General features: G+C 51.6%; 6 protein-coding genes. All 6 read left to right on the forward strand.

Features of this window, described 5'->3' with window-relative positions; translation table 11 throughout:
• Positions 1-201 precede the first annotated feature (201 nt).
• The 6 genes from HY774_04550 (at position 202) to HY774_04575 (ending at position 9,635) form a co-directional block, all read left to right on the forward strand.
• Positions 202-1,050, forward strand: a complete 849-nt coding sequence (locus tag HY774_04550; protein MBI4747732.1) for an SCO family protein — start codon at positions 202-204, stop codon at positions 1,048-1,050.
• 198 nt (positions 1,051-1,248) lie between these two features.
• Positions 1,249-2,436, forward strand: coding sequence for a TonB family protein (locus HY774_04555; protein ID MBI4747733.1), 1,188 nt, complete (start codon positions 1,249-1,251; stop codon positions 2,434-2,436).
• Between the two features lie 125 nt (positions 2,437-2,561).
• Positions 2,562-3,092 (forward strand): O-acetyl-ADP-ribose deacetylase, encoded by a 531-nt coding sequence (locus HY774_04560; GenBank protein ID MBI4747734.1) that lies wholly within the window; start codon positions 2,562-2,564, stop codon positions 3,090-3,092.
• Positions 3,093-3,403: 311 nt separating this feature from the next.
• Positions 3,404-3,829, forward strand: coding sequence for a hypothetical protein (locus tag HY774_04565; GenBank protein ID MBI4747735.1), 426 nt, complete (start codon positions 3,404-3,406; stop codon positions 3,827-3,829).
• A 441-nt stretch (positions 3,830-4,270) separates the two neighbouring features.
• Positions 4,271-7,603 carry a TonB-dependent receptor gene (locus HY774_04570; protein ID MBI4747736.1) on the forward strand — a complete coding sequence of 1,111 codons (3,333 nt, stop codon included), beginning with the start codon at positions 4,271-4,273 and terminating at the stop codon, positions 7,601-7,603.
• Between the two features lie 94 nt (positions 7,604-7,697).
• Positions 7,698-9,635, forward strand: a complete 1,938-nt coding sequence (locus HY774_04575; GenBank protein MBI4747737.1) for a cyclomaltodextrinase N-terminal domain-containing protein — start codon at positions 7,698-7,700, stop codon at positions 9,633-9,635.
• Positions 9,636-9,743 lie beyond the last annotated feature (108 nt).

Here is a 9,743-nt window from a genome sequence, read left to right on the forward strand (position 1 = left end):
CTCAAATTCCTCCGGCAGTAAGCTTGTCCAATCCAATACCTTGATTGGGTTCTTCTTGATTTCGCTGTATCTTAAGTTTCCCATCTTTGAGCCTCCTTTTTAAAGAAGGATCAGTATATCATAAATCGTAATAACCTTTAGTATACTCCGACAGGTCTTCGGCTCCGTTCCCAATTCATTTCCTGAAAGAAGTTCAAAATTATGTTTCGTCACTGGGTTTTTTCCTTCCTCTTCATTATCAGTCTCGGGGTTCTCCTCGGTGTGCATACTTCGGTTCATGCCCAGTATCGGCAACTTGAAGAACCTCCTCCAATGCAGGGATCACCTGAAATCCTGAAAAAAATCGGGATTGATCAAAAACTCAACGCTCAAATCCCACTCACCCTGCCTTTTAAGGATGAAACGGGGCGTGATATCTCATTGCAAGAATACTTTGGAACCAAACCGGTTATCCTGGCACCTGTGTACTATGAATGCCCAATGCTGTGTACCCTCACCATCAATGGCGTTGTTCAATCTCTGGACCAGCTCAAAACCGTTGCGGGAAAAGATTTTCTGGTGGTGGCGGTCAGTTTCAATCCGCTTGAAACTCCAGAACTGGCGATGAAAAAGAAGGAAAACTACCTGCAAATGTATAATCGGCCAGGGAGTGAAGCCGGCTGGCACTTCCTGACCGGTCCAGAATCTTCAATTAAGCAGTTAATGGATTCTGTTGGGTTCCGCTATGCCTGGGATGAATCAATTAAGCAGTATGCCCACGCCAGCGGCGTGATTTTGCTCACTCCCCAGGGCAAGGTCTCAAAGTACTTTTATGGCGTTCAATACCCCCCCAATGAATTACAAGCCAGTCTCACTGAGGCAGGCAAAAGCCAGATTGGAAAACCGGCTGACCCTGTATTGCTCTATTGTTTTCAGTATGATTCAGCCACGGGGAAATATACGCTGATTACCCGCAATGCCATGAAAGTTGGCGGGGTGATCACGGTGCTGGGGCTCGTTTCTTTTATCGGACTGATGCTCTATCGCGAACGAAAACACGCCCACCGCTAAAATCCCCACTCCTGATTGGAAAAAGGCAAAGGCTGGCACAAACACAGTCTTTGCCTTTTTCTTTTCCAGATCAATTATCTTGACTTTGACCACAGTGGTGCGGTTTAGTGCAACGTATCTTCCAGGGGCTGAATCCACTGTGTGGCTGCACAGTTTCCGAAACAATCACATCATCATTCAGCAATCATCCTCAAATATATGAACCGCACACGATTTTTTGCCCAGACCATGCTTGGGGTGTTTGTGCTGACCTTCCTGTGGGTCAGTTTAGCGACCGCCCAGTCCTATTCATATCCGCTCTATCAAGGACGAACTGCGGTTGAATGGGGTTCGTTGCTAACCGATGCCAGCCCGAGCATTCGGGCCACAGCAGCCGATTCACTCCGGCGAATGGGAGTCAATGCTCGCCCGGCCCTGGCACACCTGACCAAAGCGCTTTCTGATTCCAATCCAGATGTGATTGAGAATGCCGTCTGGGCTTTAGGCTTTATTGGGAAAGAAGCTGAGCCGGCACTCCCACAAATAAAAGCCGTCATCCACTCGTCGCATCCCGCTAAAGTTCAAACGGCAGCCATCGCCGCCATTGGACTGATTGGAACATCGGATGCTGAAACCGTTGCCCTTTTGACCCGAGCCCTCCACCATGAATCGAGTCAGGTTTGCAGTGCGGCGGCGCTGGCTCTTGGAGCTCTCGGCCAGTCATCAGCACCTGCTATTCCAGATTTGATTGAACTCACCCAGGACGCGGAGCCAATCGTTTGCCACAGTGCGGTGATTGCCCTGGGTCGAATCGGGTACCCTGCTGAAGCTGCCTTGCCTGCCCTGCGGGATTTAGCAACCAATTCGAACAAACAAATCCGACGCGATGCTGAAATGGCGGTCAATCGAATTGAACAGGAGTTAACTCGTCAAGGGAGACCCCCATTAAACTCCACCACAATCGCCCGCACCCAGCCGCCGCCAGCCCCTAAGCCAGTACCAGTGACACCCCCAGCCAAACCCAGTAAAGCCAGCGCTATTATTGATGAAGACTTTCGCCCAACACGGCCAAAAGAAGATTCCCTTCGGATCCCTAAAGGTGAAGCGTCAGTGTCTGAATCACCTGCCGTGACCATTGTGCGCCCGGTTCGGATTCTTTCCAGTGACAAACCCCGGTATACCGAACTGGCAGCTCGCCATAAGGTTGCCGGCGATATCGTGCTCAACGTTCAATTCAAAGCCGATGGTACGATTGGTGAGATTGAAGTGGTGAAAGGACTTGGGTACGGCCTTGATGACAGCGCCATTCAAACGGCAAAACGTCTCAAATTCCAGCCTGCCGAACGCAATGGTCAACGGGTTGATAGCGTGAGCAAAGTTCAATATTCGTTTGTGCAGATCAACTGAAAGATCCCGGGTTCTTTAAGGGATAAGGGATGAGGATGAAAAAAATCACCCTGTCACCCTGTCACCTTGTCACCCTGTCATCCTGTCACCCGGTCACCTTGTCACCTTGTCACCTTGTCACTCCCATGTTTCACCGAATCGAAGTTCACCAGGGCGATATCACCAAACTGGTGGTAGATGCGATTGTCAACGCGGCGAACAGTTCGCTGCTGGGTGGTGGCGGGGTGGATGGTGCCATCCATCGGGCGGCTGGCCCCGATTTGGTCTTTGACTGTCGCCTTCTGGGTGGATGCCCAACCGGACAAGCCAAAATCACCAAAGGCTACCGGCTACCAGCAAAATTTATCATTCATACCGTTGGCCCCGTTTGGAATGGTGGTCATCAGGGTGAACCGGAACTGTTGGCCCTGTGTTATCAAAACAGCTTGAAACTCGCCGCCGCCAATGACGTGAAAACGATTGCGTTCCCGGCAATCAGTTGTGGGATCTATGGTTATCCAATCCAACAAGCAACTGCAATCGCCCTGGCGGAAACCTGTCAGTTTCTCAAAACCCATGACTGTCCGGCTAAAGTATTCTTCACCTGTTTTGAATCCTCTGTATATCAAGCCTATCAAGATGAACTTCAAAAAATCTCCCATCTCAACCTCCCCTGACGCTCCCAGACGGGCCTGATTTTTTCACATCCCGCTCTTCAGTTTCCAAGACGCAATGCGTAAATCAACCGATTTAATATAAACCGATCACAATCCTGGTTTGCACCAACAACCCCTAAAAAAATCAAATTGATACAGATTTTTTAGTGAGTTGGCGTTCGAATCCGGAACTGCGTCAACAATTCAAATCTATCTCGGCTGACTGGTATTTCTTTGCATAAAGTTTACCAGAAAAAATGCGAGAAAGCCCCGACCTCAACTGCGAAACGGTCGGGCGGGGATGAATCGCAGCCGAAAAAAGAGTTGCCCCATTGAGACGGCAAGTTTATAGTGTCACCACACCGTCAGCCTTTGAAAGCAACTCAATCCGAAGAGCCGAAACGCCCGGAGACGGTGCGATTGAGCTTGAAAGCGACTGGCTCCCAGCGAGCCGGTCACTGACCTCCTGGATCGACGGAAAAGGGGTCGTGACTCTTGACGAAGCACGATCCGGTATCCATCGCCATCGAACCTTGGCGTCCGGCCTGAAAGCAATTTCAGGACCATGCGCGGTCGGTTCAGGATTGGTGGACTTGTCACAGATGCAACAGCGGGAACTCGGTTCCCAAACCGGTCCGCCACCGACCGGCAGAGCGTCTCGCGCGACACCTGGAAAAGGCAACTTAGAGCCGTCTGCTCCGAGCAGGAACGGAAGCGGTTGTCCGGAACAGGGAGAATCCCCTACCTCAACCGCGTAGCGGTAGGGAGGGGAGGTTCAATTGACGGTATCCGTAACATTTAGATAACGTAACCCAACATTTGCTCTTACTTTAGACGTTCTTCCATCGCCCTCAAACTCCCTTCAACTTCAGGCAAATTCTCAACCCTCAGTCGTCACTAGCCAGCGACTGTTGGTGGCAAGAAATGATTTCAGCCAGAATGTTTTTGGTGCTATGAGGATTCCCGCGTTGGAAGAATGTTTCACGAAAGATCAAGTCCAAATCTTGTTGCCAGTCCTCCCCCTCTACTCATTTCCCTGGCTGGCAACCAGAACGCTTGTGTTCTGACGCGGAAGTGCCCCTTCTTACACTGCGTCATTCAACCACCTCCCTGTTGGGACTACTCCCTTGAAATTTCAAGAACGTCAAGCATCCACTTTGGTATGTGTAATACCAACTCACGTGTGAGGAGATTTGGAAATGACAAATCAACCTGGTTATTCCCGAACAGCACTCGCCTGGGTACGCAGAATGTCACAAGCATTGTGTGTTCCGGCGATGATTCTGTTTTGTCTGGCCACAACGTTTGCTCAAACTGATTCCGCTCGTTTGCAAGGAACGGTTGCGGATCAAAATGGCGGCGTTTTGTCAGGCGCGACCATCACGGTGACCAATTTAGGAACCAACCGTGAAGTTTCGGTTCAATCCAGCGAAAGCGGCGACTATATTGTTCCGGCCCTGGCACCTGGCCGCTATAAAGTCGAAGTCAAGCTGGCAGATTTTAAAACGCTTAATCAAGAAATCACGCTTGAAATCTCACAGGTTGCCGGCGTGAATTTTACCCTCGAACCAGGCGGAGTCAGCGACGTGGTCATTGTTTCGTCGGATGCCCCACTGGTTGAAACTGGAAGTTCCGCCGTTGGCGAAGTGATTCAAGGCCGCCAGGTCACCGAATTGCCGCTCAATGGTCGAAATTTCACCCAACTGGCAACTCTCGTCCCCGGTGTCAACCGCGGGATTCCAGATGGAGCGGCGTCAGGGGCTGGGAACCAGGCCGAAACCTTCCGGAATGGAAACACGGGTGGTGCCGCGTTGTCGGTCAACGGTCTCCGCGAGCAAGCCAACAACTTCACCCTTGATGGAACTGACAACAACGAATCACTCGTCAACACCATCATCTTCTTCCCGCCGGCAGAAGCCGTGCAGGAATTTCGTGTTCAGACCAGCGTCGCGCCGGCTGAATTCGGACGCGCCGGCGGTGCGATTGTGGGTGCCACCATCAAGTCTGGTACCAACGAACTGCATGGCAGCGTGTTTGAATTCCTGCGCAACGACAACCTGGATGCGCGTCCAACCTTTGCCCAGCAAAAAGCTGAATTCAAACGCAATCAGTTTGGGTTCACCATTGGTGGGCCAATCATCAAAGACAAACTTTTTGTGTTTGGTGACTATCAGGGATTGCGCCAGTCACTGCCGCTCAACGTTGACTTTGCTTCGGTGCCAACCGCAGCCATGCGCAACGGTGATTTCTCACAATTGCTGAACCCAGCTTCTTCTGGTCTTCCAGGCCCGATCATCATCCGTGATCCACTGACTGGAGATCCGTTCCCAGGAAACGTTATTCCGTCAACCCGAATTAACCGGGTGGGCCAAAACTATCTGAACGCCTTCCCAGCGCCAAACAATGGTTCGCAAGTCCAGGGCAACTACATTGCCCAGCGGGTTCAGAGCCAGAACGACGATAACTTCGACGTTCGCATGGACTGGTTTATGAGCGAAAAGGATCAGTTGTTTGGTCGTTTCAGTTTTGGTGAAACTGATTCCATCACCACGTCCCGCCTGCCAGCGTTGCCAGCCGGATTTGGTTCTGGAACACAGTTTAACAATGCCCGTGGATTCACCCTGGGTGAAACCCACACGTTTTCGCCAAACCTGATCAATGAATTTCGATTTGGGTTTATTCGTGTATTTTATGGCTATCAGCCTCCATTCAGTGATCAGACCGTGTCAGCCGACCTCGGAATTCCAAATGCCAACACCAGCCCGTTGCTGGGTGGGGGCGCACTGATTGGTGGATTTAATGGTCAGATCGAATACACCGGTGACTTTGGTCCGTACCTGGTGCCCCAAAACACCTTCCAGTATGCTGACACGATGACCTATATCCGAGGCAATCACAATGTGCGCTTTGGGTTTAACATCATTCGGCGTCAGGTCAACCTGTTCCGTCCAAACCGTGGAAAAGGGTTCTTCTTTATCGGCCCAGGCACCGGCAACACCACCGGGTATGAAGTATCGGAATTGCTGGCCGGGTTCATTGACAACTACACCATTGGTACACCCTTTGGAACAGTTGGCACCCGGAACTGGGAAACAGGCTACTTCATCCAGGATGACTGGCGCGTCAACCGCAAACTGACCGTCAACGCCGGTTTGCGCTATGACCTGTACACCTTCCCGGTCGAAGTGGCTGATCGCCAGGCAAACTTTGATATCTCAACTGGACGCCTTCTGGTTGCCGGCGACGGCAACTCCCGAAGCCTGGTTCCAACCGATAAAAACAACTTTGCGCCCCGCCTGGGCTTTGCTTACGACTTTGCCGGCGACGGCAAAACCGTCCTGCGTGGCGGCTATGGGTTGTTTTACTTCCTGGATCGCGGCGGGATTGATAACCAGCTCGCTCAAAACCCACCGTTCTCTGGGTTTGCCCAGTTCAACTTTAATGATGGTGTTCGCATCACGCTGGGTGGACGTGGACCAGATGGCAATGGCCGCACCGGTTCGCTTGATTCACGCAATGCCACCGGGCCACTCCCATTGGGGAACTTCACCAACCTGAACCTCAATAATCCAAGCGGTGTAACCGTATTTGCCCAACCTGATACCAATGTCAATTCCTATGTTCAGCAATGGAGTATGCAGGTTCAACGCCAGTTGAATTCTGAAACAGCGTTGAGCATTGGCTATGTTGGAACTCAGGGCAAAAAACTGGTGACGTACTACAACCTGAACCGCAACTTCTTTAATGCTCGCGGCGGCGCCCGTCAATTCCCGAATCTGGGCGATGTGAACGTGGCGGAATCGCGTGGAAATTCAATTTACCACTCACTGCAGGTGCAGTTGGAACGTCGCTTGACCAAAGGCTGGCAGTATTTGATGTCCTATACCTGGGGTCACGCGATTGATGATTCGAAGAGCGGTTTTTCTTCCAGCAACCAGCCGCAGGATGTCCGGAACTTCCGGCTTGAACGCGGCAGCGCCGATGTTGATTCACGGCATCGGTTTGTTTTCAGTTCACTGTATGAACTGCCATTCGGTCGTGGCCGCCAGTTTGGCGCCAACATGAACCGGGTGGCTGATTTGTTCATCGGTGGCTGGCAACTGAACGGGATTTTGACCCTCCAGAGCGGATTCCCATTTGACCTCAACACCAATGGCAATCCGGGTCAGGTCCGTCCAGACCTCATCGGAAGCCCAAGTGTCAATTCCGACACCGTAGACCGTTACCTGGTTCGCGGACAGTTCCGCGAAGTTGAAAAGAACGGTGACGGTGTGTTCCTGCGTCCTGGCGGCGCTGGGCGTAACTTCCTGGTTGGTCCAGGCACCAAGAACTTTGACCTGTCACTCTTCAAGAGCTTCAGCATCACGGAGCGGATTCGCACTGAATTCCGCACCGAATTCTATAACCTGACCAACACACCACAATTTTCACAACCCAACGCCAACGTCAGCGATGGGAACTTCGGTCGCATCCTGGGCACCCGCCTGGGCACCAACCGACAGATTCAATTCGCCTTGCGCGTGGTGTTTTAACTGAAAGGATGGGGAGTCCTGGGAGGAACCGGGCCTTGCACCCGCTCCTCCCACCCCGTCCACTTCACCCAGCTCTCAAGTCAGGGGATTCCACATGTCACACGGCACACAAATCAGAAAGAAGTTGGCACCCCAGCCATCCCGGTGGCGACTTTCAATCCTGTGCGTTGGTTTGATTCTTTTTCCGCTGACGTTCTTCAATCCTCCGCTCAGGTTGGTTTCCGCAGCATCTCCTCATTTCCAAAAAGCAACGCCTCAAATCCTGAAAGCTGAGCCACCAAACTGGTGGACAGTCTCCAGACCAACCACGATTCAGGTCCTTTTGACCGGAACCAATTTCAACAAGGCAAAAGTCCAAACTTCAACCAAAGGAGTTTCAGTTGGTCAAACTTCGGTTTCCCCAAATGGAAAATACCTGTTCTGTGATCTGGTGCTCACTCCCGAAGCAACTGCCGGGTCAGTCGAGCTACAAATCACGGCTGATTCAGCAACGATTCGAAAATCCTGGCCATTATTTTCGCCCCTCCCGCGTGAGGGAAATTATCAAGGTCTTTTGCCATCTGATGTTGTGTATTTAATTATGCCGGACCGGTTTGCCGATGGAGACCCCTCCAACAACGAGCCAGCCGGTCCTGGCCAAACCTATAACCCCAGGGAATCTCGCATGTACCACGGCGGAGACCTGCGGGGAGTGATTCAACACCTCGATTATTTAAAAGAACTGGGTGTCACCGCGATCTGGTTAACCCCAGTCTATGACAATACCGACACCAAAGGCGATGTCTATCATGGCTATCACATGACTGACTTTTTTGATGTCGAAGAGCATTTTGGAACGATGGCCCTCTATCAGGAATTAACCCGCGAAGTTCACAAACGCGGCATGAAGTTGATCCAGGATATCGTTCCCAACCATTCGGGACCCGATCACGAGTGGGTCAAAAACCCTCCCTCCAAAACCTGGTATAACGGAACCCTTCAGAAACACCTTGACTGCTCGTTTGATACTCCGGTGTTACTTGACCCGAAAACCCCAAAGAAAACGCGCCGGCTGGTCACAGAGGGCTGGTTTGCCGGAACGTTGCCGGACCTCAACACGCTTGATGCCAGGTATCGGACCTATTCGCTGCAAAACACCCTCTGGTGGTTGAATATGACCGGGCAGGACGCGCTCAGAATTGATACTTATCCCTATGTCGAACGTGCGTTCTGGCGCGACTGGCAAAAAGGACTCGACGCTGAATTTCCAACCGTGACCGATTTTGGAGAGATTCTGGTCGGAGATCCCAAAGTGGTTTCCTTTTTCAAAGGAGGAAAAACCGGATGGGATGGGATTGATACCGGTCTCAAATCCGTTTTTGATTTTCCCCTGGCCTTCGCCATTCGTGAATTTTGCGCTGACGATACCAAACAAAGTTCACGCATAACTGACATTCTGGCTCAGGATGCCCTCTACGGAGATGCCTCGACGCTGGTCACGCTGGTCAATAATCATGATGTCTCCCGGTTGATTCAGGACGCCAAAGGTGACAGCCGCCGGCTCCGTCTGGCCCATGCCATTCTGTTGACCCTCAGGGGAGTACCCCAACTCTACTATGGTGACGAAATTGGCATCATGGGCGGGAATGATCCGGATAACCGGCGCGATTTCCCAGGTGGTTTTGGTGGATCGGTCAATGCCTTTGATCCAGCTCAAAGAACAGCCGAACAGGCTGCAATTTGGAATGACCTCCAAAAACTGCTGACCATTCGCCGTGAGCACCCCACCCTTCAAACCGGAAACCATACCAATGTTCTGGTCAAAGGTCGCTCGCTGGCCTATATCCGGTCGGACGCGAAGGAAAAATTGCTGATTGTGATCAATGGAAAATCAACCGACGACCGATTGCCCCTTTCTCTCTCTCCCCAACTTCCCAACGGAAGTAAACTTACCCCCATTGCAACACCAGGCCAGACACTCGAGGTCGGCGCTGCTGGCGTTGAGATTTCTCTCGGCGCCCTCAGCTATCAAATTTTTGTGATTGGTCAGTAGTCAGTAGTCAGTAGTCAGTAGTCAGTAGTCAGTAGTCAGTAGTCAGTAGTCAGTAGTCAGTAGTCAGTAGTCAGTAGTCAGTAGTCAGTAGTCAGTAGTCAGTAGTCA

It is taken from the genome of Acidobacteriota bacterium (assembly GCA_016208495.1).
Lineage (GTDB): Bacteria > Acidobacteriota > Blastocatellia > Chloracidobacteriales > Chloracidobacteriaceae > JACQXX01.